At 63.1% G+C, this 21,685-nt stretch carries 19 protein-coding genes; 2 read left to right on the forward strand and 17 right to left on the reverse strand.

What is annotated here, in order from left to right; all coding sequences use genetic code 11:
- Positions 1 to 106: 106 nt before the first annotated feature.
- From FJ960_RS10225 to FJ960_RS10260, 7 genes are all read right to left on the reverse strand, one after another.
- Complete coding sequence (locus FJ960_RS10225) at positions 107 to 517, reverse strand: carboxymuconolactone decarboxylase family protein (RefSeq protein ID WP_140713636.1); 411 nt, start codon at positions 515 to 517, stop codon at positions 107 to 109.
- A 394-nt stretch (positions 518 to 911) separates the two neighbouring features.
- Positions 912 to 2,408: a sugar ABC transporter ATP-binding protein gene (locus FJ960_RS10235; RefSeq protein ID WP_140713639.1), complete on the reverse strand. Its 1,497-nt coding sequence runs from the start codon at positions 2,406 to 2,408 to the stop codon at positions 912 to 914.
- A complete protein-coding gene (locus tag FJ960_RS10240; protein ID WP_140713641.1) occupies positions 2,408 to 3,460 on the reverse strand; it encodes an SMP-30/gluconolactonase/LRE family protein in 1,053 nt (350 codons plus the stop codon). The genes FJ960_RS10235 and FJ960_RS10240 overlap by 1 nt, the downstream gene beginning before the upstream one ends.
- Complete coding sequence (locus FJ960_RS10245) at positions 3,457 to 5,580, reverse strand: SMP-30/gluconolactonase/LRE family protein (RefSeq protein WP_140713643.1); 2,124 nt, start codon at positions 5,578 to 5,580, stop codon at positions 3,457 to 3,459. Before FJ960_RS10245 ends, FJ960_RS10240 begins: the two co-directional genes overlap by 4 nt.
- Before the next feature lie 91 nt (positions 5,581 to 5,671).
- On the reverse strand, positions 5,672 to 6,697 hold the full coding sequence (locus FJ960_RS10250; RefSeq protein WP_027141528.1) for a sugar ABC transporter substrate-binding protein: 1,026 nt from the start codon (positions 6,695 to 6,697) through the stop codon (positions 5,672 to 5,674).
- Between the two features lie 87 nt (positions 6,698 to 6,784).
- Positions 6,785 to 7,771 (reverse strand): ABC transporter permease, encoded by a 987-nt coding sequence (locus FJ960_RS10255; RefSeq protein ID WP_140713645.1) that lies wholly within the window; start codon positions 7,769 to 7,771, stop codon positions 6,785 to 6,787.
- Between the two features lie 239 nt (positions 7,772 to 8,010).
- Positions 8,011 to 9,474 carry a DHA2 family efflux MFS transporter permease subunit gene (locus FJ960_RS10260; protein ID WP_140502291.1) on the reverse strand — a complete coding sequence of 488 codons (1,464 nt, stop codon included), beginning with the start codon at positions 9,472 to 9,474 and terminating at the stop codon, positions 8,011 to 8,013.
- Between the two features lie 115 nt (positions 9,475 to 9,589).
- Between FJ960_RS10260 and FJ960_RS10265 the strand changes: the two genes are divergently transcribed.
- The gene (locus FJ960_RS10265; RefSeq protein ID WP_140713647.1) at positions 9,590 to 10,591 is read left to right on the forward strand and encodes an ornithine cyclodeaminase family protein; all 1,002 of its coding nucleotides are present in this window, start codon (positions 9,590 to 9,592) and stop codon (positions 10,589 to 10,591) included.
- Positions 10,588 to 12,105, forward strand: coding sequence for a histidine ammonia-lyase (gene hutH, locus FJ960_RS10270; RefSeq protein WP_140713648.1), 1,518 nt, complete (start codon positions 10,588 to 10,590; stop codon positions 12,103 to 12,105). The genes FJ960_RS10265 and hutH overlap by 4 nt, the downstream gene beginning before the upstream one ends.
- On the opposite strand, the gene FJ960_RS10275 is transcribed toward hutH, so the two are convergent.
- The 10 genes from FJ960_RS10275 to FJ960_RS10320 all read right to left on the reverse strand — a co-directional run bounded on the left by FJ960_RS10275 (position 12,070) and on the right by FJ960_RS10320 (position 21,685).
- A complete protein-coding gene (locus FJ960_RS10275; RefSeq protein WP_027141523.1) occupies positions 12,070 to 12,870 on the reverse strand; it encodes a 3-methyl-2-oxobutanoate hydroxymethyltransferase in 801 nt (266 codons plus the stop codon). The two genes, hutH and FJ960_RS10275, sit on opposite strands and share 36 nt — an antisense overlap.
- A 58-nt stretch (positions 12,871 to 12,928) precedes the next feature.
- Positions 12,929 to 13,240 carry a MocE family 2Fe-2S type ferredoxin gene (locus FJ960_RS10280; RefSeq protein WP_140502288.1) on the reverse strand — a complete coding sequence of 104 codons (312 nt, stop codon included), beginning with the start codon at positions 13,238 to 13,240 and terminating at the stop codon, positions 12,929 to 12,931.
- 28 nt (positions 13,241 to 13,268) lie between these two features.
- Positions 13,269 to 14,351, reverse strand: a complete 1,083-nt coding sequence (locus FJ960_RS10285) for a fatty acid desaturase family protein (RefSeq protein WP_140713972.1) — start codon at positions 14,349 to 14,351, stop codon at positions 13,269 to 13,271.
- Positions 14,352 to 14,436: 85 nt separating this feature from the next.
- Positions 14,437 to 15,618: an aldose 1-epimerase family protein gene (locus FJ960_RS10290; RefSeq protein ID WP_140713650.1), complete on the reverse strand. Its 1,182-nt coding sequence runs from the start codon at positions 15,616 to 15,618 to the stop codon at positions 14,437 to 14,439.
- Positions 15,619 to 15,628: 10 nt separating this feature from the next.
- Positions 15,629 to 16,411 carry an ATP-binding cassette domain-containing protein gene (locus FJ960_RS10295; RefSeq protein ID WP_140713652.1) on the reverse strand — a complete coding sequence of 261 codons (783 nt, stop codon included), beginning with the start codon at positions 16,409 to 16,411 and terminating at the stop codon, positions 15,629 to 15,631.
- A 2-nt stretch (positions 16,412 to 16,413) separates the two neighbouring features.
- Positions 16,414 to 17,418 carry an ABC transporter permease gene (locus FJ960_RS10300; RefSeq protein WP_246672696.1) on the reverse strand — a complete coding sequence of 335 codons (1,005 nt, stop codon included), beginning with the start codon at positions 17,416 to 17,418 and terminating at the stop codon, positions 16,414 to 16,416.
- 58 nt (positions 17,419 to 17,476) lie between these two features.
- Positions 17,477 to 18,421, reverse strand: coding sequence for a substrate-binding domain-containing protein (locus FJ960_RS10305; RefSeq protein ID WP_140713656.1), 945 nt, complete (start codon positions 18,419 to 18,421; stop codon positions 17,477 to 17,479).
- 56 nt (positions 18,422 to 18,477) lie between these two features.
- Positions 18,478 to 19,392 carry a sugar phosphate isomerase/epimerase gene (locus FJ960_RS10310; protein ID WP_140713658.1) on the reverse strand — a complete coding sequence of 305 codons (915 nt, stop codon included), beginning with the start codon at positions 19,390 to 19,392 and terminating at the stop codon, positions 18,478 to 18,480.
- 90 nt (positions 19,393 to 19,482) lie between these two features.
- A complete protein-coding gene (locus FJ960_RS10315) occupies positions 19,483 to 20,580 on the reverse strand; it encodes a Gfo/Idh/MocA family oxidoreductase (RefSeq protein WP_140713660.1) in 1,098 nt (365 codons plus the stop codon).
- Between the two features lie 34 nt (positions 20,581 to 20,614).
- Positions 20,615 to 21,685: an ABC transporter ATP-binding protein gene (locus FJ960_RS10320; RefSeq protein WP_140713662.1), complete on the reverse strand. Its 1,071-nt coding sequence runs from the start codon at positions 21,683 to 21,685 to the stop codon at positions 20,615 to 20,617.

Consider the following 21,685-nt stretch of genomic DNA (forward strand, 5'->3'; position numbering starts at 1 on the left):
AACCCACCGGCGCGACTTCGCGTGGGTCTCCTTAGTGCCGTTACATGTCACTTCCTTAACAGGCAGGGGACAAATTTTCCTTCCGATTGGCTGGCTGACTCCTAGATTAGCTCTTCACCTCGAATTGCGGATCGACAGGGATCTGCATCGCCGTGACCAGATGATTGGTCTGGCCAGCGAGCCCGATGATCGACACCAGTTCGCCATGCTGTACATCGGTCATGCCCTTGGCTCGCGCTGCCGCCGTGTGCGAATGAACGCAGTAGGAACAGCCATTGGCCGTCGATACCGCGATATAGATCATTTCCTTGGTCAATGGGTCGATGGCGCTGTCGGCGACCATCACCACCTTCAGCTGCTCCCAGATGCGCTTCAACGCCGCCGGATCATTGGCGAGCCCTCGCCAGAAATTGTTGACGAAATCCGATTTGCGCGTCGCCCTGATGTCGTCGAACACCGCCTTCACTACCGGGATCTTCTCCACCTCGGCATCGCTGAGGAGTCTTGTGGTGGCCATGGTCTGGTCCTTTCGTTCGGATCGATGAATTAGCCCGTTGAATCACGTCTCGAGCAAATGCGGCTAACCAACTTTTTTGACTCAGTTTTGGCGCTCAATGCACGGGACCTTGAAGGTTGGCCGAAGCACCTAAAACTTCGTCATCCCTGGGCGAAGCAGGAGCGAAGCTCCGTCGCGGAGACCCTGGGATCCATGCCGCGACCTTAGTTGTAGAGCGCAGCGGAGCAGAATCCTGCCCCGTGGCAACGCACCGGAGTCCCGGCATGGATCCTGAGGTCTGCGCCGCGTCGCTTCGCTCCTTGCTTCGCCCCAGGATGACGAAGTGGTCGCGTCGGCTAATCCTGAAGCCTGCAGCAAAGATTGTCAGATATATCGGGTATTCCTCGAACACACCCTAATGCACCGCCGCGTACATGATCTTCTCCTCCGTCGCCTCCGCCGGGGAAAACTCCTCGACGATGCGGCCCTGCCGACAGACCAAAATGCGATCCGACAGGTTCATGATCTCCGGCAAATAGGACGAGATGACAACGACCGCGAGGCCCTCGTCGGCCAGCCTGTTGATGATCTGGTGGATCTCGGCGATCGCGCCGACATCGACGCCGCGCGTCGGCTCGTCGAATATGACGATGCGCGGCTTCTGTACCAGCCCCTTGCCGATCACCACCTTCTGCTGGTTGCCGCCGGACAGCTCGACCACGCGGGCATTGTCGTTGATCGCCTTGATGTTCAGCGTCTTGGTCCATTCGGCCGAAAGCTGACGCATCTCCTGCTGGTTGATTACCCACGACTGTTCGCGGCCTGCCGCCAGCAGCCCGCCGAACAGGTTCTCGGCAATGCCCATCGTTTCGAAGATACCTTCGCTCTTGCGGTCCTCGGTGACATAGACGATGCCGTCCGCCACGGCTTCGCTCGGCACGAGATAGCGCACCGGCCTGTCGTCCAGCTCGATCGCCCCACCGCGCAAAAAATCGCGCTTGTAGATGCCCGACACGATCTTGAAGGTCTCGGTGCGGCCGGAACCGATCAGCCCGAACACGCCGGTGATCTGGCCTTCGAAGATCGAGAAGGAATTGTTGCGCACGACATTGCTCATCGAGATGTCCTGCACCGAGAGCACCTTCTTGCCGGCTTTGCGCAGCTTGGCTTCGTCGCGCTGGCGGTAAATCTGTCCCGACAGCGTTCGCCCGACCATGGCGGCGACGATCTTGTCGCGGTCGAAGGTTGATGTGTCGTCGGTGATGACCAGTTCGCCGTCGCGCAGGATGGTGATGCGGTCGGCGATCATCAGAGCCTCTTCGAGAGCATGGCTGATGAAGACGATCGACACACCGTTCGCCTTCAGCCGCCGGATCAGCGCGAAGAAATGCCGCTTCTCCTCCGGCGTCAGCGTCGCCGTCGGTTCATCGAAGATGATGATCTCGGCATTGTGGTGCACGGCGCGCGCGATCTCGACCATCTGCCGCTTGGCAGCACCCAGTGTCGCCACCATGGCGTTGGGATCGACCGGAAAATTCAGCGACTGCAGGAACTGCTGTGCTGAAATATACGTGCCGCGCAGCCGGTTGAGGAATTTTTCAGTACCGAGATAGAGGTTCTGCGCCACCGTCATCGACGGCACCAGGCTGGTCTCCTGGAACACCATGGCGATGCCGGCCTCGAGCGCCGCATGCGGCGAGGCGTAGGCGATCTCCCGCCCCTTGTGGAACATCCTGCCTGACGTGGCGTCGACCACACCGGCGATGATCTTGGTCAGTGTCGACTTGCCGGCACCATTCTCGCCGAGCAGCGCATGGATTTCGCCCTTGCGTAGCTCGAAGCTGACGTTCTTCACCGCGGGCACGCCGCGGTAATTCTTGGTGACGTTTTCGAGGCGAACGATCGGTTCCATCAGAAACCTCCCGAGGCAAGATCGACGGCCAGCACGCAATCGCCACCCCTGGACCCAATGAACAGCTCGCCGCCTTTCTCCACCACGCTGCAGATGCCGTGGCGCGTGCCGTTGGCGCGGCTGTGCAGGCTGAATTGTGGTTTCATCTCCCGGTCGAGCCGGACCACCAGCCCGTAGGAGCGGCTGGGCGACCATGGCTTGTGAATGCCCATCGTGCGGATGCCGCCGCATTGCAGCGGCTCGAGGAAACTGCGGTTTGATACCAGCGCCGGGGCAATCCAGTAGGCCGGCGGCACCTGGTCGATCATGTCCTGACGGTAATGCGTCTCCTGCAGCACGAATTCGATCAGCCGGTTGCGTGGGGCGAACAGCGTCAGCCACGCCCCGCCATCACCAGCAGGCGACAGCCGCGCGGGATAGCCGGGCAGATGCGTCAGCACCGTCGAGCGGTTGCCGGTCGCGCCATCGAAACGGACAAGCTGGTGGCGCCAGCTTTCGCTGACCAGCACATCGCTGCCAAGGATGTGAAGTCCATAGGGAAAAGCGATATCGCCAGCCACCTTGCGGAACTGGCCACCCGCCGCCCGCCCCCAAAGCGAACCGGACGCGCCCTTCTTCATCAGGTCGGCGGCCCATTGCGACGGCGAGAATTCGGCCGAACCATTGGCAAGCCACAGCGTACCGTCTCCTGCATAGGCAAGCGCGGTGATGCAGCCAATCCCTGCCGGCAAGGACAATTCCCTGCCCGCGATCAACAGCTTGCCGCTCTCCAGCCCCACCGTCAGTTCGCCTGAAGGCGACAGCGTCAGCGCCGTGACGGGAGATGGAAAGGTCCCGACCACGGCAGGTTTCACACCAACGGCAATCGCATAGACGGCGTTGCCGCTGGAGGCCAGCAGTCGGCCATCGGCAACCAGCAGATTGTCCGGCTCGGTCAGCTCGGCGAACGCCGGCGCATCATCGAGCCGCGTGTTGGGGCGGAAGGCGCCGTCGAGCGGCGGGATAGTCACCGCCTTGCCACGAAACATATCCAGGATCGGATCGAGGATCATGGCTTCGCTCCCCAGTAGGAGGCAGGGCTGGTCCAGCTCGGGTCGGCGCCGGCAATTTTGTAGCGGCCGATGCGATTGTTGAGGATGCCGCCGACGAAGAGATATCCCTTGTGCTCGCGCATCGAGGTGACCATTGGGTGCGCCCCGCCTGTCAAGTCGCCCATCGCCTCGACGATGCCGCCCTTTTCGTTGAATTTCACCACGCCGCCGGTGTTGATGTTGGGAAACAGCCATTCGTCCTGCGGCAGCCGGCGCGTCATGCGCTTGCGCATGTCGGGATGGCGCAGCGAGAGGTCGAAGCTCGGCGTGCGCATGCCCAGCCACGCCATCCAGTAATTGCCGTCCGACGCCCGGTTGATGTTGTCGGGGTAACCCGGCATGTCGCGGATGACGCATTCGGCGGTGCCGGCCTTCGGCCCTTCCAGCCAATAGCGGTGCACCCGGCAGGCCCAGCTTTCGGCGAAGAACAGCGACTTGCCGTCATGCGCCATGCAGACACCATTGGTGTAGCGGTAGCCATCGAGCAGCGTCTTCGTGGAATCGTCCTTCGGATCGTAGACCAGCAGCCGGCCTGTGGCGCGGTTTTCGATCGAATCCAGCGCCCAATCATGGGCATCATACCGCTTGGTCGAGTCCGTAAAATAGATGCGGCCGTCCGGCGCGATGTCGCAATCATTGGGATCGCGCAGCCGCGCATCGTCGACGATCGACGTCCAGGAGCGCGACGTCTCAGCCGACAGCCGTTTCACTTCGCGCTGCGGCGAAACCGAATATAGCCCCATGGCTCCGACGCAGCTGATCAAATTGCCCGACTTGTCGAAAGCCAGCCCCAGCGGAAACCCGCCAATATGGGCGAACACTTCCGACCTGACATAGTCCGGCGCGAAGAAGCGGACGATCTCGCCATGGCGCGTGCCGCAATAGAGATTGTCATCGCGGTCGAGGATGACGTCTTCTGGCCCTTCCAGCTCACCGAGCCCGATATGGTCCGCAGCCGATAGTCGGTTGTCGAGGGCGTAAGGCGTGCCGGAGCCCGGCACCGCGGACTGTGTTTTGCCCATCTTGAGATAGACCGGCGCGACATAGACCTCGTTGAGCACCTTGTGGCGGTTCTTCAGCCAGCGGATGTCGATGGTCACCGCCACCGCCAGCATGATGCCCAGTACCATCTGGTTGGTGCCGGTGCCGTAGCCAAGCCGGATCAGCCCATTCGTCATGGTGAGCACGATGATGGCGCCCATCAGGCCCTTGATCACCGAGCCGCGCCCGCCGCCGAGGCTGACGCCGCCGACCACCGCCGCGGTCAGCGCCATGATCTCGAGGTTGAGGCCTGTGCCCGGCCCTGCCCCGCTCAGGCGGCAAGCGATGAGAAAGCCGCCGATCGAGGCGCAGAAACCGGAAAAGACATAGGTCATGAACACGGTACGGCGCACCCGGATGCCGGCATTGTGCGCCGAGCGCCGGGAGCCACCCACCGCCAGCACATGCCAGCCGGGACGTGAACGTGTCAGCGCGATATGGGTGACGATGGCAAGGATGATCGCCAGCCATACCGAAACGGACAGGCCCCAGAAAGTGCTGTCGCCGATGAAATCGAGCACGTCGGACGTAGCGGTCGAAAGCTGTACGTCGGCGGCATAGGTGGTGACTAGGATGTCGAACAGCGCCCGCCCGAAGATGAAGGTGACGAGCGTGGTGAGGAAGGCACGCAGCCGCAGGTACCCGACGAGATAGCCGTTGATCGCGCCGAAGACTAGACCGGTGGCGAGGGAGGCGGCCAGCGCCAGCCAGATCGATTGTTCAAGGATGAAGAAGACATAGACCGCGGAAAAGCAGGACAGCGCGAAGATCGAGCCGACCGAGAGATCGATGCCGCCGCCAAGCATCACCACGGTCATGCCGGTGACCACCATCGAGAATTCGCCGAGTTGCCGGGTCGATTCCTGCAGCGAGGAGAGCTTGAAGAAGCCTGGAATGATCGCGCCGAACACGCCGAGCGTCGCCACCAGCGCCAGGAACGGAATGGCGTTGTCGGTCCAGCGCTTGGTCAGGATCTCGCCGACCAGATGGTCGGGCACGAGATTGTAGCGCCAGGACTGCAGGCGTTCGCGAAAGGTCATCGGGTCACTGCGGGCACGAGAGAACAAGGAAAGAGAAGAGGTGGCCGGAATTGTCCGGCCACCTCGCTGATACCAGCTGAAGGCAATCGGTTTACTTCGCCGCTGCTTCGGCCTGCAGCGCCTTCAGGTCCCAGCAGCTGTCCGGCTTGAGATCGGCCTTCGTCGTCGCCTTCTCCAGCGTATAGATGTAGGTGTGCGAGGTGCCGGCCGGCTGGCCGCTCTGCAGCAGGAATTTGATGATAGCGTTCATGTCGCCCGACTGCCGGGCAAGTTCCGTCATGACGACAGCACCGTAAGTGCCGTCCTGCAGCTTGTCGCAGTCGGCTGCCTTTTCGCCGCCGCCGGTCGTGACCAAAAACACCTTGCCGTCGAGCTTGGCGTCGCGGATCGCGGCGGATGCGCCGGTCGCGTCACCATCCCAGAAGTCGATGATCGAGCAGATGTCCGGGTTCTGCTGCAGCATGGTCGTCGTCACGTTGCGCGAGGTCGTGGCGTCCCAGTTGGAGTCGGGCTTGGCCACGACCTTGAAGTCGGGATGCTTGTCCAGCACCTTCATGATGCCGGCATACTGGTACAGGCTGGAAGAGTTGGCCTGGTCGCCCTGCACCAGCCCGATCTTCTTGGACGAGTTCTCGCCGCAGCCCTTGATCGCGGCTTCGGCTTCGAGCTGGCCGAGCCGGTCCCAGTCGCTGCCGACAAAGGCGTCGGCGGGGAAATTCGCCGGATTGTCGACGAGGATCACATAGGTGCCGGCGGCCTGCGCCTTCTTCATCAGCTTGGAATAGGAGTTGAGGTCCGGCGCATGGATGATCAGCACATCGGGCCTCGTGTCCGACGAGATCGCATCGGTGATCGCCTGCGCTCCGGCATCGACCACCCAGTTCGGATCACGCGTCTCGAACGTGCCGCCCCAGGCCTCGACCTCCTTCTTCAGGTAATGTGCCCAGCCCTGCGCCAGGTCGAAGCCCATCGCCAGCGGCACCAGCATGACGCGCTTGCCTTTCAGCGCTTGCGCATAGGCAGCGGGGCCTGGATCGTCGGCGGCGAAGGTCGGCGCCACGAAGGCGGTGACGGCAAGGGCCGTGGCCGCCGCCATGAGTGTTCTGATCAGTTTCATGTGTCATCCTCTGGTTCGGTTTTCATTGCCGGCCAATCGCCCCCGATCGCGCCGGGTACCCCGAGCAGATGGGCTAGCCCATCTGCTCTAAATGTCGCCCTGCTGCGCTGTCTGTTCGTCACGTGGATTGATGATGCCGTCGACGATGATGGCGCCAAGCAGGATCGCCGCCTTGATCAGGTTTTGGTAGAGCAGCGGAATATCGATGATGGTCATGGCGTTGAGCAGGACGCCGATGAGTGCTGCCCCGACCAGCACGTTGCGCACCCCGCCTCGCCCGCCCGACAGCCCGATGCCGCCGATCACCGCCACCAGCACGATGTCGTAGAGCAGCGTCGAATTGACGACACGCGTGTTGATCGAATGCAGGCTGGCCGCGGTCAAAAGGCCGGCGATCAGTGCCACGAAAGCGGACAGCACATAGCGCAGCACCAGCATCGGCCGTACCGGAATGCCGATATTGCGCGCCGCGACCGGATTGTCGCCGGCGAAATAGATATAGCGGCCCCATTTGGTGTAGCGCAGGAACAGGAAGAACAGGAAGGCGAGACCCGCGAAGACGAACACCTCGATCGGGACGTCGAGGAAGCGCAGGCCGCCGAGCAGTTCCACCCAATGGCCCTGCGGCACCGGCACCGCGTCCTGGGTGATCAATTGCGAACGGACATAGCCGAAGACGAAGGAGCCGGTCGCCAGCGTGACGAAGATCGCCGGCACATCGGCGTAGGCGACGAGAAAGCCGTTGAGCAGGCCGATGGCGAGCACGCCGGCCAGCACATAGGTGAAGGCCAGCCCATCCGGCGTTCCGGTATTGAGCAGTTGCAGATACCAGGCGACCGACATCGCCATGATCGCCACCGCCGACAGGTCAATGCCGCGGCCGATGATGACGACCGCCATGCCCAGCGCCAGAATACCCAGCACCGAGACCGAGCGGACGATGGCGACGAGATTGTTGGGATCTATGAAGCGAGGCAGGACTATAGCCGCTGCAACGAACAGCACCACCGCTATGGCAAAGACAATGCCTTCCTGATTCAGGCTCCTGAAGTTCAGCCAGCCGCCCATGTTCATTGTCTGCTTTCACCCCGCTGGCAGCGCTGCCGTCCTGGGAGAGAAAGCTAATCGGCTCAGCGCCGCTTCGTCAAATGAATCCGCGTTCAAAAGGCGGGCTGGCGATGAGATTCACAAAGTGGATGCATCGATTGCCGAATCTGGCGCAATGTCCGGAAACTCCTGCGCTTTTGGCAATTGTTTGTGTCATCGTCCGTGCCTGCGGATATACAGCACCAAGGCGAAAGGCGAAGACGGATTTAACCCTGCGGTCGGCGGGAAAATTCGATTTCAGTTCCGGCAATATGGCCCGAGACCTCAGCGCCGGCGGTCTTCGGCAACCCCAGGAAACGGAACGAGGAAACCAGTCCGATGACGCCGATCACCAGGAAGGCTGCTCGAAAATCGACGAGATCGAGCGCCGGCCGGTCCCTGGCGATCTGCGACAGGTTGAGGATCGCCGCCGCCACGGCAACGCCGAACAGCATCGCCACCTGCTGCAGCATGGAGGATAACGTCGCCGCGGAGCTGCGCTGACCAGCCGCGATATCGGCGAAGGCCAGCGTGTTGAGCGCGGTGAACTGCATCGAGCGCGTCAGGCCGGCGATCAGCATCAGCGCCACCACCAGGGCCTGAGGCGTCTGTGGCGAGATCGCCGCGCACGCCATGATCGATGCGGACGCGATGATGCCGTTGACGACCATCACCGAGCGAAAGCCGAAGCGGCGCAGCGTCGGCGTCGTCACCGTCTTCATGCCGAGATTGCCGAGGAAATAGGCCAGGATCATCATGCCGGCATCGACCGGCGATAGCCCGAAGCCGACCTGGAACAGCAGCGGCAAAAGGAATGGCGTGGCGTTGATTGCCACCCGGAAGATGGTTCCGGCGGCGAGCGTCGAGATGGCGAAGGTCTGCACCTTGAACGAGGAGAGGTCGAGCAGCGGATGCGGCGCGCGACGGAGATGCCGCACCGCTACCCAGCCGACGACGATGCCTGCAACGATCAGCCCCACCGTCGGCCAGACGCCATCTTCCGGATGCGCGATGCGCTCGAGACCATAGAGCAGGCAGGCGAGCCCCAGCGAGGTCAGGAAAAAACCCGGCCAGTCGAGTGGCTTGGCATCGGCTTCACGGTCGCCCGGGATGAAACGGGCGACCAGCGCCAGCCCGATCATGCCGAGCGGGATGTTGATGAAGAAATTCCAGTGCCAGGACAGATAGGTGGTGATGAAGCCGCCAAGCACCGGCCCGACGACAGGCGCGAAGAGCGCCGGCCAGGTGATCAGCGCCGTGGCGTTGAGCAATTCGGATTTCGACGCGTTGCGCAGCACCAGGATGCGGCCGACCGGTGTCATCAGCGCGCTGCCCAGGCCCTGCACGGCACGGGCAACGACAAATTCGGTCAGGTTCTGCGAAAAGCCGCAGGCGAGCGAAGCCAGAGTGAACAGCGCGATTGCCGCGAGGAAGATGTTGCGTGCGCCAAAACGGTCGGCGAGCCAGCCCGACAGCGGTACGAACACCGCCATGGTCAGCATGTAGACGGTGATGCCGATGCTCATCGCCACCGCCGGCACGCCGAAGGAGGCGCCCATCTGCGGCAGCGAGGTCGAGATGATAGTCGAATCCAGCAGTTGCATGAAAAAGGCGATGGCGACGATCAGCGCCACACGCCGCGAATTCCCGGCTGGGTCGGCTGAAGCTTCGGTCTCGGAAATGGCTGTCATGACGGACCGCTTTGAACAGCATTTGGCCGACTGCGTCCAGACAACAGCCAACAAACTTTCGTGTCGCGCCACGGCCTGTTATGGATGGGCGGGGTGGCCGAGGAACAGCGTGCGCATGAAGCCCATCTATATCGACTATCTCAATGCCCTGGACATCAAAGCGCTTGCCATGACCGATGCCGAGATCATCGGCGCGGTCGAGGCCGGGCTCGTTGCGCAAGGCAAGGGCCAGACGGTGATCGAGCCGCGTGTCCACCTCGAACCCGACCCGTCCTTCCACGGCCATTTCAATGTCTTGCGCGGCTACGTGGCGCCGCTCGACGCGGCCGGCGTGAAAATCGTCGGCGACTTTGTCGACAACTATCTTCATGGCCTGCCGTCGGAATTCGGCATCCTCAATTTGTTCGACCCGCGCACCGGCGCGCCGCGCGCCATCCTCGACGCCACCGTCATCACCGACATGCGCACCGGCGCCGTGACCGCGATCGGCGCCGAACACCTAGCTCGCAAGAATTCGAAGGTGCTCGCTCATATCGGCGCACGCGGCACCGCCTATTGGAACGTGCGCCTGCTCGACCATCTCTTCGATTTCGACGAGATCCGCGTCCATTCGCGCCGGCCGGAAAGCCGCGATGGCTTTGCAGCAAAACTCTCCGCCGACCTTGGCAAACCCGTTACTGCGGCCGCCGACTGGGAGAGCTGCGTCAAGGGCGCCGACATTGTCGTCGAAGCATCGCGCCTGCCCGAGCCGCAGCCGTTGCTGAAGACAGAATGGATCAAGCCGGGCGCGCTGGTCGTCCCCTATGGCACGATGAGCGCGGTGGAGCTGTCGCTGACCGACATCATGCAGAAGATGGTCGTCGACGATTGGGGCCAGTGCAAAGGCGGCAAGTTCGGCTCGCTGCGCGCTCATGTCGAGGCGGGACGGCTGAGCGAAGCAACGCTGCATGCCGAACTCGGCCAGATCGCCGCCGGACTCAAGCCAGGACGGCAAAGTGACGGCGAAACAATCCTGTTCTGGCATCGCGGCCTGTCGCTGTCCGACATAGCGCTCGGCAAGGCGATGCTGGCCAAGGCACAGGCGCAAGGCATCGGCCAAAGGCTGCGCTTCGCATGAGCGCGCTCGTCCTCACCGGGGCTGGCGTCAGAATCGGCGACGTCGCCGCTGTCGCCCGCGAGGCGCGCAAGGTGGAAATCGGACCCGATGTCATTGGCAGGCTGGAGAAGGCGCGAAAAGTGCTCGATCAGGCCGCGGCCTCCGGCCAGCAGATCTACGGCCTGAACACCGGGCTGGGCGCCAATCTCGGCACATCGGTCGAGGGTGACGCCAGCGCCTTCCAGCGTCAGTTGCTGGAAGGCCGCAGCGGCGCGGTCGGTGAAGCGCTGCCGGTCGAAGCCGTGCGTGCCACCATGCTCGCCCGCCTGACAATGTTGTCGGCCGGCGGATCCGGCCTCTCCCCGTCAGTCTTTGTCGCCTTGGCCGATGCGCTCAATGCCGGCGTCCATCCGGTGATGCCGTCGCTGGGCTCGATCGGCGCCGGCGACCTGGTGCTGATGACGGCGCTTGCTCGCCTGCTGATCGGCGAAGGCGAGGCTGATTATCAGGGAAGGCGCATGCCGGCGGTCAAGGCGCTGATGATGGCCCGCCTCGGCCCCATCGGCCTGGCGCCCAAGGATGGGCTGTCGCTGATCAACGCATCCGCCGTCTCCGCCGGCAGCGGCGCGCTTGTTGTCACGGACGCGCTGTCGGCCCTGGCCCAACAGCAGCAGGCTGGCGCGTTGACCATGGAAGGGATCGGCGCCAACCGCGCCATCCTCGATCCTCGGCTGCACATGGCGCGGCCGGCCGCCGGCCAGCAGGAAGCCGCCAAGGCGCTGCACGATCTTCTCGCCCGCGACGAAGCGCCGGCGCCCACCACCATACAGGATCCGCTATCGATCCGCTGCATGCCCTCGATCCATGGCGCGCTGATCGAGGCGATCGGCCAGGCAAGACGCGCCGTCGAGATCGAACTCAATGCCGCCGCCGACAATCCGCTGGTGCTGGGCGACGACGGCGTGGTGATGTCGACTGGCAACTTCCACACGGCGGCGCTCTCGCTCGCCTTCGAGACGCTAGGCCTCGCAATCGCGCAATGCGCCGCCGCAAGTGCCGCCCGCTTCATCCAGCTCACCGGCTCGGGCCGCAACGGCCTGCCCAAGTACCTGTCGCCGGTCGGTGGCGCCTCGGCCGGCTTCGTGCCGCTGCAGAAGACGGCGACATCGATCCTGGCCGCCATCCGCCACAAGGCCAATCCGGTGATGCTCGATTTTCTCCCGGTTTCGGAAGGCGTCGAGGATCACGCCACGCAGACGCCGCTGGCGATGTCGAAATGCGCGGACATGATCGTACTGTGGCGCCGGTTGATCGCTTTCGAACTGATGGCCGCGGCACAGGCAATCGACTTGCGTGAAGGGTTGACGCTGGCGCCACGCACATCGGCTGTCCACACGGCGATACGCGCGCTCGTTCTGACGCTGAAGGGTGACCGGCCGCTCGGCGTCGATGCGGAAGCACTCCACGCCGCACTGGCCGGCAGTGCGTGGCAGCCGGCCTTATCCCCGGCCGACCTTGTCGAGGAACAGGCGTAGCTCGGCCGGATCCATGTGCACGATGTGCCGGTCCTCGGGATAGGCGCCGCCGTTGACGTCGGCGACGAATTCGGAAAATGCCGCCACCCGTTCCGCCTGCAGCCGGTCATACTCGGCGGCGAAGTTGCGATAGACCTTGGAGTGGCGGGGCATGTGACCCCTGTTCTGGCCAAGGATGTCGTCGGCGAACAGATATTGCGCGTCGCAGCCCGTGCCCGCGCCCATCGACAGCATGATCAGCGACGTGCGCTCCGAGATCGCCTTGGCGACCTCGACCGGCACCACCTCGATCTCGGCGCCGATGGCGCCGGCCGCCTCCAGTTGCTTCACCGCCTCGAAGACCTGCATGGCCGTGTCGGCGGACTTGCCGACCGCCTTGAAGCCGCCGGTCCAGGTCGCACGGGAAGGAATGAGGCCGACATGGCCGATGACGGGAATGGCATCGTCCGCCATCCGCTTGATGGTTGCGTAGCCGGCACTGCAATAGACCGCGTCGGCGCTTGCCTTATAGAGCCGGAAGGCCCAGCGGACGAAATCATCCGCGGTGCCGATTTCGAAGAAATTGTCGCCGGGCATGGTGAACAGGCTGGGTGCCGCATCGCGGTATTGCGGATTGAGCACCAGTTCGGGCGGCACCGAGACGATGTCGACCCCTGCCCGTTCGGCGGCCTCCGCCTCGTCCAGGGTCAGCACCCGCAGCATGGTCAGTTGCCGCTTGCCCTTCATGGCGCGCAAATCGGCGACGGTCGGTCTCTTTCGGCTCATTAAAACGTCCCTCTGTTGGTTAGCATCGCGATGCCGATCGGTTGATCATGCCCCCGCTTCAGATCTGGATCATCACCTTACCGGCCTCGACCTTCACCGGATAAGTCGCGAGGTTGACGCAGACCGGCGCGCCCTTGGCCTGGCCGGTCTTGTAATTGAAGCGGCCATTGTGCTTGGGACATTCGATGATGTCGTCCATCACAAGCCCGTCGGCCAGATGCGCCTTTTCATGCGTGCAAAAACCATCGGTGGCGAAGAATTCGTCGTCCGGGGAGCGATAGATCGCGAAGCTCCGCCCACCATGGTCGAAGCGGATGACATCCTCTTCCTCGACATCGTCCACCGCGCAAGCTTCAACCCAATCGGCCATCTCAATCTCCTGCAACCATTCGCGATCGCTATTCGGCCGCCGCCGACATATCGACCTCGTGGAATTCGCTGCGATAGGGCCTCGCTGTCGGCGGCAATTCGCGCTTGAGGTAGTAATCCTCGTATTTCAGCTGCCTGAGCAGGACCGGCCAGACCTCGCGATAGGCATGCCACATCGAGGGATTGGGCGCGGGCAGATCATGCTTGATCAGTTCGTGCAGCCTGGGCAGCGCATGATAGGGCACCATCGGGAACATGTGGTGTTCCACATGATAGTTCATGTTCCAGTAGATGAACCGGCTGATCGGGTTCATGTAGACGGTGCGCGTGTTGAGCCGATGGTCGACGACATTGTCGGCCAAGCCGATATGCTGCAGCAGGCCGGTCGTCACCATGTGCCAGGTGCCGTAGAGGCGCGGCAGACCGATCAGCACCAGCGGTATCCATGACCTCAGCGCGATCGCCAGGGCGATTGTCGCCACATAGATCGCGACGTGCCAGCGGGCGGCGACCACGGCCTTATGCTGTTCCATCTCGGGGATATAGCTCTTCTCCTCGTCCGACAGCGTGCCGAATGCCTGGCGCACCAGCGTCGGCAGCGAATAGCGGAAATCGAGAATGCCGGTGAAGGCAAGCGCAGCCTTCAACAGATCCGGCGGACGCATGACGGCGATCTCGGCATCGCGGCCGACGATGATGGTGTCGGTGTGATGGCGGGCATGGCTCCAGCGCCATTGCACGGGATTGCGCATCAGCATGAACGAGGCGATGTGGTAGACGACATCGCTCATCCAGCGCGTACGGAAGGCCGTGCCATGGCCGCATTCGTGCCAGCGCGAGTCGCTCGACGAGCCGTAGAGCACGCCGTAGACGAACAGGAACGGCGCCATCCACCACGAACCCCAGAACCAGACGATACCGGCGGCCGAACCGACGATCGCGACAATCCAGATGATGGTGTCGCGGATCGCCGGCCCGTCGGAACGCTGCATCAGTTCCTTCATCGCCTTGCGCGGGACGTCGGTGTGGTACCATTCGGCCGAGGCAAGCCCGGTCTCGATCGCCGCCCTGGTGCTTTCGCCGACAAGGCTGTAGTCGCGCTTTTTTGCCATCGTCGTCACACTGACCTCCAACCGTCGCGCACCGCTGGCAATCCGGTCCGCCGGCCGGAGGGCTTGCTTTGGATAAATGTCGCACTCATGTCCTGCCGGCCAGTTTTGGAAAGTTTCCGGAAGGGTGAGGATAATCCTGCGCGGGCTGTCGGGCGATAGCCGCGATCCTGGCTTCGGCCGCTGCGATCTCACCGGCGCCATCGAGAACCCGGATCACCGCGTCGTACGCCCGGTTTTCGCCATGCTCCAGCCAGATCATCTCGCCGCGCTCGCGGGCGGCGAGATCACCGAGCACGTGGTGGGTCGATGGCTCTATGCCCAACGCGTACTGCCCGGCCTGGAAATTCTGCCACTGATAGGCACACGGCAACTGGTCCTTGCGCGTCACCAGTTCGAGACCGAGCCCAATACGGTCGTTGACGACGGCCACCGGCACCTCGCCATGGGCATCGGCAGCCATCTCATGCTGCCAGACCTGTTCGCTGAAGCTTGGTTGCGGCGCCGGCACCGTGCGATAGCCGACCCTCTGCGCCTCGTAGCGCTCGCCGGCATGGCCGGCCCAGACGACGTCGCGGATCGGTGCCAGATAGCGGGAGCCCTCATCCAGCAAGGGATGGCTGACATTGACGTGGTAGAAATACATATGCGGCGTGCGGTTGAAGCCGTGATTGACGACACGGTCGGAAAGCCGGATTTCGTTGCCGCCGACATCGGCCTCGATGCGCCGGACGAGATGCAGATCCTCGCCGAACACCGCCGACTGCTGGACGAGGCCTTCGGCCCACAGCACGCAGCGGTCGCCGTCCCAACGCTCGCCATAGCCGGTGAGCCGCGCCGGGATCGTACCGACACGGCCATGCAGCGAATGGAGCACCGTCTTCTTGCCCGGGTAGTTGTAGCTGTCGGCCGGCACGTCTTCGCGGGCCAGAATATGATCGAGGCCACAGGTGACCAGCAGGCCGGAGAAAGAGCGCGCCCAGGCCAACCCCCCTTCCCCTTCATACTCATGCAGGCCGGGATTGCGAAAACCGCTCGGCGAATGCCAGCCGATCGCCTGCCCCCTATAGTCGCAATCGGCGATGTCGAGCGCCCGGTCGACCAGCGCGGTGAAGCGCAGGCCCGAGCCGGTGCGGAATTCGAGCATGCGGATGCCGCGCTCCACACCGTCGCCGAGCGTCATCAGCCGCACGCCGGCGAATTGCGACAGCATGCCTGATCGCTCGGCCACTTGCCGGCGCGACAGCGTCTTGCCGTAAAGCTCTACCATGCGACGCCCTTCACTTTGCCCTCGCCTCCCTGAGCAAGGCCGACATGTCGGCGCCGGTGATGATGCTCTCCACGGTCAGAAGATCGGTGTCGGCGACCGTCTGTTCGGCGACGATCTCGCCCCGCCGCATGACGACGATGCGGTCGGCGACCTGGAAGACATGGTGGATGTTGTGGGTGATGAGCAGCACCGAATGGCCGGCGTCGCGCACCTCCTTGACGAAACGCAGCACGCCGTGGGTTTCCTCGACACCGAGATTGTTGGTCGGCTCGTCGAGGATGATGACCTTGGCGGCAAACTGCATGGCGCGCGAGATGGCGATCGACTGCCGCTCGCCGCCCGACAACGTCGAGATCAGCGCGTCGGCGTCGAGCCTTTTGGAAATGCCAACGCGTTTCAGCAATTCGGAAGCGGCCTTGCGCAACCTTGCAAGATCGAGCGGCGCGAACACGCCGAGCCAACCGAAATTGACCGGCTCGCGGCCGAGGAAAAGATTGCGCGCGATGCTGAGGTCCGGCGCCAGCGACGTGTCCTGGTGGATGGTCTCGATGCCGAGATCCATCGCATCGCGCGTCGAGCGGATCGAGACCTTCTCGCCACGCACAAAGATATCGCCCCGGTCGACAGGGAACACGCCCGAGATCGCCTTGATCAGCGTCGATTTGCCCGCGCCATTGTCGCCAAGCAGCGCCACCACCTCGCCTTCCCGCAGTGTCAGCGAGGCATTCTTCAGCGCCCGCACGCTACCGAAGGACTTTTGCAGGTTCTGCAGCCGAAGTACTTCTTGCATCATCGTCAGCCCCTTGCGGCGTTCTTCTGCAGCAAAGCGTGCAGGATGAGCATGGCAAGGATGATAAGGCCGACGAAGATGTTGTAGGCGAGCCCCGGCACGCCAATCAGCACGATGCCGTTTCGGATGGCACGCAGCATCAGCGCGCCGACGATTGTGCCGAGGATCGTGCCGCGTCCGCCGGTCAGCGCCGTGCCGCCGACCACCACCATAGCGATCACCTCCAGCTCATAGCCGGTGCCGGCCACCGGCGAGGCGGCCGAGATGCGGAAGGCGCTGATCATGCCGGCAAGGCCGGCCAGCACCGAGGTTGCGATGAACAGCCAGATCTTCACGGTGTCGGCGGGAACGCCGCGCGCCACCGCCGCGTTGCGATTAGAACCGATGGCGCTGATCCAGTTGCCGAGCTTGGCGTAACGCAGGACGTAGATGGCAAACAGCGACAGGCCGATGAACCACCACAGCGAGGTATAGAAGCGGAACGAACCGATGTTGAAGCTGCCGGCGAGCAGCGTCACGAAGAAGCCCGGCTGGTCCCAGGATTTCAGCGGAAAGCCTTGCGTGATGTAGAGCGCTGCCCCGCGCACGACGAGCAGCATCGACAGCGTCACCAGGAAGGAGGAAATGCCGATCTTGGTGATGATCAGCCCGTTGATCGCGCCGATCGAGATGCACAGCACTAGTCCGGCCAGAAGCGCGACACCTATATCCACGCCGCCATTCTGCACCAGCAGCATCACCACCACTGGCGCCAGTCCAAACACAGCGCCTACCGAAAGATCGAATTCGCCTGCCGTCAAAAGCAGTGTCATGCCGAGCGCGATGATCCCGAGCTCGGGCAGGAATGCCATCATGTTGGAGATGTTGAGCGGCGACAGGAAATTGGCGTCGGCGACAGCGAACACCGCCAGCAAAATGATGAGGATGACGAAGGAGGAGAATTGCGGCGAGCGCATCAGGCGCGATCTGCCCTTCACTCTCGGCGCGTCGTCTTCTGCGGCAATTGTCATGACTGCTTGGACCATGCTTGAAAGACGCCCGCCGCCTTGGCAGCGGGCGCTGGTTTTCTCATTTCTTGTCGTAGAGTTTCAGGATCGGCTCGACGCTGGAGGCATCGTAGAGACCGAAAGTGTGGACGTCGTAGCCGATCGGCTCGCCAGAGGCGGCAAGCCCGAGCAGCGCCACCGGCATGAAACCTTGCGCCGACGGGTACTGCCAGGCGGCGGCGTTGACGAAGCCGTCCTTGACGGCCTGCGCCGTCTCCTTGGAATTGCCCCAGCCGACGACCGGGATCTTGCCTGCCGGCACACCGGCGCCATCGAAGACGCGCTTGACGCTGGCCGCCACGGAATCGCCGAGCGCGATGATCGCCGGCGGATTGTTGGCGACCATGTAGTCGGTCATCTTGGCGATGATGCCAGCCGGATCGGTGCCGCAGTCAACCACGTCATATTTGATCCCCAACGGATCGAAAACACTGGCGATGCCCTCGGTCTCGAGTTGCTGGTAGCTGGCGCCGGGAACCTCGACCGGCAGGAAGACCTTGTCGCCCTGCTTCACCATCTTTTGGTCCACCAGATATTTGGCCCAGGTGACGCCGGCTTCCCTGAGGTCGGCCCCGACATAGGCCTGGCGTCCTGTCGCTGGATCGTCGGTGTTGAAGAACACGATCGGGATGCCGGCCGCCTTTGCCGCTTTCACCTCTTCGGTCCAAAGGCCGGGCTGCGCCGACGTCGTGGCGATGCCGTCGGGCTTGGCGGCAAGCGCCGAGTTGAAGGCCTCCTTTTGCGCCGCCATGTCGCCGCCGCTGAAGGAGATCTTGCAGGTCACCTTGAGTTGGTCGCGGGCCTTGGTCGCGCCGGCGTTCCAGTCGATCCAGAACGCATCCGACGGACCGCCATGCGACAAGAGATAGAAGGTCTTCTGGCCGTCCTGCGCCTGCGCCGCCGTGCCAAGGGCAACGCCGGCGAGCACTGTCGCGGCGGCCGCCAATTTCAATGCGAATTTCAACATTCTTTCCTCCCTTGTTTGAAGCCGCGCCGCCATGCATCGGGCGGCGCGGCCGGCCATCACAGACCGTTGGCGCGGAATTTCCCGTCGAGGAATGTCTTGGCGCGCGGTACGTCGTCCTCCGACAGATGCTCGATGATCACAGGGATGTTCGGATGCTTCTCGGCCAGCCGCTGGAGATAGAGGTCGTAGTTCAGCGAACCGAGGCCGGGCGCCGGCAGTTCGATCTCGCCAACGCCGCGGAAGGTGTGGCTCTCCATCGCGTCTGCGTCGCCGATATCGGCATGCTTCTCCGACTTGTCGTCGCCCGAGCGCTTGACGTCCTTGGCGTGCGCGATCTTGATCTTGTCGGTCAGCGTGTCGAACACCTGGTTCAGGATCTGATCCATCCGGTCGATGTTGTGGGTCTCGAAATAATTGGTCGGGTCCATTAGAAGGCCGAGGCCGGGATGGTCGACCTGCGCGAACATCTTCACCGTCTCCTCGACCGAGCCGACGACGTTGTTGACATAGGTTTCGAGCAGGAACACCGCACCGTGGTCATAGGCCGTCTGGGCGAGGTCCGCGATCACCTTGCGGCACTCCTCGAACCCTTCCTCGGTCTTGTTCTTGGGGTGATGCACCCAGTCGGATTCCGTGTTGTAGGTGCCGGTTTCCGAAATCACGTAAGGCGAGCCAAACGCGCGCGCATTGCGGATGATCTCCTTGAGATAACCGACGCGCTTCTCACGCTCGGCCTTGTCGGGATGAATGATGTTGGTGTAGCCCGACACGCAGCAGACCGGCAGGTTGTGGTCACGGAAGACGTCGCGCACCTGCTTGGCCTTGTCCTTGGTGATCTGGCCGGCCGACAGGTCGACATCCCTGAAATGCAGGTCGAGCTGCACCGTGTTGAAACCGAGCCCGCGGATTTTCTTCGCCGTCTCTTCGAGACCGTACGGGAAATAGCCCGTGAAAATGCCTGCCTGCATCATGATGTGAATTCCTCCCAGTAAGCGATTCAGTTGCCAGTGATTTCAGCTGCCGGTGATTTCAGCTGCCGGTGATTTCAGCTGCCAGTGATTTCAGCTGATTGAGTTTGTCGAGATTTCGGAGAGCTTGACGGTGCGGCCCGACGCGATCGAGCGGTAGCCCGCCTCGACCAGCGCCATGGTCTTGACGTTGTCGGCGACGGTGAGCGCCGGCGGCGTGCCGGTCTTCACGGCGTGCTGCAACTGCTCCATCACGCCGATGAAGGCATGCGGGAACCACATCGTCTCCCAGCTTGGGCTGATCCATTCGCCGCCGGTCGTCTCGGCCGAGGCGTAAGTCAGTGTCGAGGCAGCACCCGTCGGCCAGCCGATCGTGCCCTTGGCAACGCCCTTGGTGCCGTCGACCCGCCAGTTGATGTGCTGATCGTCCTTGTAGCCGTCCTGGCGCGGACCCGACCATACGTCCTCCAGCGATACGGCGAGCACGCCGGACGGGAAGCGCAGGGTCGAGACGGTGATGCCGTCGGAATGGTCGAATGTCGTTCGCGGATCCTTGCGCGTCAGCGTCGTGATCTCGTCGGGATCGCCGAACAGGAAGCGCAGCACGTCGAGGTGATGCACGCTCATATTGGCGAGTGTCAGCCGGTCATAGCCCTGAAGGAAGGTCTGCCAGTGCGGGATGGCATGCATGTCGATCTGCGCGAAGACGATGTCGCCGAGCGCGCCGCTCTCGATGATCTGCTTCAACACGCGCATCGACTGGTCGTAGCGCATGTTCTGGTTGACCGAGAGGATCTTGCCGGCCTTCGCCGCCTCGTCGCGCAGCCTGACGGCTTCCTCGACCGACAGCGCCAGAGGCTTCTGTGCCAGGATCCCCTTGATGTGGCTCTGCTTCAGCGCCTGGCGGATCAGCGCCGGCTGCTGGTCGGGCGGAAAGGCGAGGTCAATGATCTCGACATTTGCATCCTCGATCAGCTGTTCCGGTGTGTCGTGGACCGTCGGGATGTTCCAACGGTCGGCGACCTTTTGCGCATTCGCCTTGGTGCGCGAGGCGATCGCCACCACCAGGAATCCTGCCTCCTCGTAGGCAGCCAAATGGCACTCGGCCATGATCATGCCGGCGCCGACGCAGCCGATCCGGTATTCCTTCGTGCGGACCTTCACATCCGGCTCGAAGCCCTTGTCTGTCATGCCTTCCTCCCGAAATCCTGTCCTCGCGCCGCATTCATCTTGCCAACGCGCCTCCGCCCTGTCCGAAATAATGCACCCGTGCCGGCTCGCAGGATATTGCCACCATCGCGTCAGGCCTGATGTCAGGCTGGCCGCGCAGCAAGGCCTTCAGCCGCGCCTGCCCGGCGGCGAGCGTCACCACGGTGTAGCCGCCAAGCGGCTCGACCTCGAACACCCGCGCCGGGCGACCCGAGCTCGCCTTCTCATTGCCGCTCCAAGGTTTGACCTTAATATCCTCCGGCCTCAGCCCGATCTCAACGGCGTCGGCCGGCGCCGCGCGGTCAGCGATGCTGAGCGCGCCTTCGGCGGCCTCGACACTGCCCTCGCCGCGAACGGATTTAAGGATATTCATGACAGGCGAACCGAGCAGCCGCGCCACATAAGTGCTGGCCGGGCGGTCATAGATCTCGGCCGGCGCGCCGATCTGCCTGATACGGCCATTGTCCAGGATGGCGATGCGGTCGGCGATCGACATCGCCTCTTCCTGGTCGTGGGTGACATAGATCAGCGTCTTGCCGAGCTCGCGCTGGATGCGCTTCAGCTCGACGCGCGTTTCCTCGCGCAACCTTGCGTCGAGCGCCGAGATCGGATCGTCCATCAGATAGGCATTGGGATCGCGCATCAGCGCACGCGCGATCGCCACGCGCTGCCGCTCGCCGCCCGAAAGCTGCGCCGGCGGCTTGTGCAGGATATGGCTGATATGCAGCTTGGCCGCGACGTCAGCGACGCGCTTCTTGATATCGAGCTCGGCGACCCGGCGCTCGACCAGCGGGAAGCGGACATTGTCGAGCGCGCTCATATGCGGGAACAGCGCCAGGTTCTGGAACACCATGGCGACGTTGCGCTCGGCCGGCGACACCGCGTTGACCGGCTTGCCGCCGATGAGGATTTCGCCGGCATCCGGCGTTTCCAGCCCGAGCACCAGGCGCAGGATTGTCGACTTGCCCGACAGCGGCGGCCCGAAGAAGCAGAAGAACTCGTTGTCGTTGACGGTAAACGAGGCGTCATCGACGGCAAGCGTCGTGCCGTAGCGTTTGGTGACATTGCGGAAGACGATATCGGCCAT

The sequence above is a fragment of the Mesorhizobium sp. B2-3-11 genome (assembly GCF_006442215.1).
In the GTDB taxonomy this organism is placed as follows: Bacteria; Pseudomonadota; Alphaproteobacteria; order Rhizobiales; family Rhizobiaceae; genus Mesorhizobium; species Mesorhizobium salmacidum.